Genomic DNA, 2,145 nt, shown 5'->3' on the forward strand with positions numbered 1-2,145 from the left:
TTTTCCAAATACACAGTCATGGGTTTTAATACCCGGGTAAAAGAAGATAAGTCAATCCCCGTGGTGGAGAGCAGTACCTCGTGCGTATTTTCCATCAGTTCTTTCTTAGAGGTAGAACCGCTAATGGGAGAGGAAGTTCCGGTTTTAAGATAATAGGTAATCGCATACGATTTGCCTTCAAACTTAAAAGTAGGCGAAATAAACCAGTCGTCATGTACTCTGTCCTCTCCAAAAAAGCTTGCTGTATAATCTCCTTCATAGTATTCATATTTATACGACCCCCAAAAATTCTGGTCTCTTGGAGGTATTAACCAAGTGTACCCGTCGTTGGCACTATCTACCGTTCTCCAGCAATCCAGAGTGGTTGAATTGCTGTTAAAACCCTCCCAAAACGGGAGACTGTACGCGCTGCAAAGGGTTTTAAACCAAACAGGTCCGACCCACTTGCTCGACTTGCCCGCCTCACAATTCGATCTTACATAAAACGCGTATTCCGTGTTGGGCTGCAGCGCATTGCCCTTGCCGTCCCGGGTAATCAAAACACTGGTGGTATTTGAAAGCACGCCGCTGCCTGCGGGAGCTCCTCCATCCGAAACATAGTACTCCCAGCTGCTGTTGTAAGGGTCCTGCCAGGAAAAAAACGCGCTGTCCTCCCCTACTTTAGAAAACTCTATCTCCTGCTCCGGAGGGATACAGTCTATCTCTTCTAGCAATATATTATCCAGAAAAAACTGTGCTGAAGAATAATCACTTTTTTTAGTGGTAAGCCTCCAGGCAATATTGACATCGCCGCTTACATCTTCTATATACAGAATTTTCTTTTCGTATTTCCCGTATGTATCATGAAGCGCTGCAGGCTGTAAAACGGTGGTAAACTCGTCCAGATCAATGCCGTTTTCCGACAAAAGCACTTCAAACTTTTCAGCACCGGAATAACGATCTGTCATAAAGTAATAGGAAAGCGCGTAGCGTTTTCCCTCCATTTTTATCATCGGAGAGATAAGCCAGTCGTCATTTTGAATACTGTAATATGAAGCCCTAAAATAAGCGGATCGATCCCCCTCCTGAGGGGTATTGACAGACCATTCCCATCTATTTAATTGCCAAGACAGTAATGGGTCAATATAACCATCTTCTTCGGCATCAATAATTGTCCAGCACGCTAACCTGTCCTCATCCACAGTATTAAAGCCCTCCCAAAAGGGAAGGGAAAAAGATGTACACGCCGTTTTTAAATCCAAAGGCACGGTCCACTCGCTGTACTCGGTATTCGAACACTCCGATCGAAGATAAAAAATGTATTCGGTATTGGGCTGCAGCGGATTGCCGTTTTGATCAACATCTATAATCAGCGGATTGGTTGTGGTGGTGCGCTCTTTTTTAACCCCTCCGGCATCCTTCATATCCTGCACAACGTATTGCCATTGCGAATTGAAATCGTCTTGCCATTCCACCATAAGCCGGTTATTTTCAATCCGCTTAACCTTGATATTCTCGGGCTGAACGCAACTGACCTCCTCTAAAGAAACTGAATCTATAAACATATTATTTTCTGACTCTGCAATGTACCAAGCGATATTAACTTCTCCTGAAATACCGGTGATGTAAAGTTTTTCCTCCTTATATTTTCCTGCAGTACTCTTATATGTTTTAGAAGAGGAAAGAGCAGAAGTAAAGTTTACCGAGGCTAATCCGGAAGAGGAAAGCAGAATCTCCATCTGAGCGTCCGCATCACTTTTATAGAAAAATTTCAAAGCATAGATTTTAGAACTCTCCAAAAAAAAGGCAGGAGATATCAGCCAGTCATCCTGTTTGCCCGGCACAGTGGCTGTAAATCTCATAGTCCGGTCTCCTTCGTAACTGTCCAATGCATTTTCTAAGGCTGTCCACGCATTCATATCTCCTAAAAAACTGGGTAGCTCCAAAATATCGCTATTCCCGTCTATGATAGTCCAGCAGTCAAAAGTAACTGAATCAGAGTTAAACCCTTCAGCAAAAGGCAGGGCAACCACGTCGCATAAAGTCTGAAAAACATAAGACAGAGACCAGGCGCTCTTAGAGCCGTTATCGCAAATACCCCTGACAAAAATCTCGTAACGCGTATTTGCCGCCAAAGCATCCCCGTTATGGTCAAGAGTCACTACC

Annotated in this window: 1 protein-coding gene; it reads right to left on the reverse strand. The window is 43.9% G+C overall.

The genetic code is table 11. The features are described 5' to 3' along the window. A partial coding sequence (locus C8P70_RS13670) for a choice-of-anchor J domain-containing protein (protein ID WP_133713850.1) occupies nt 1-2,145 on the reverse strand: 2,145 nt, incomplete at both ends.

This window comes from Myroides indicus (genome assembly GCF_004364575.1).
GTDB lineage: Bacteria > Bacteroidota > Bacteroidia > Flavobacteriales > Flavobacteriaceae > Flavobacterium > Flavobacterium indicum_A.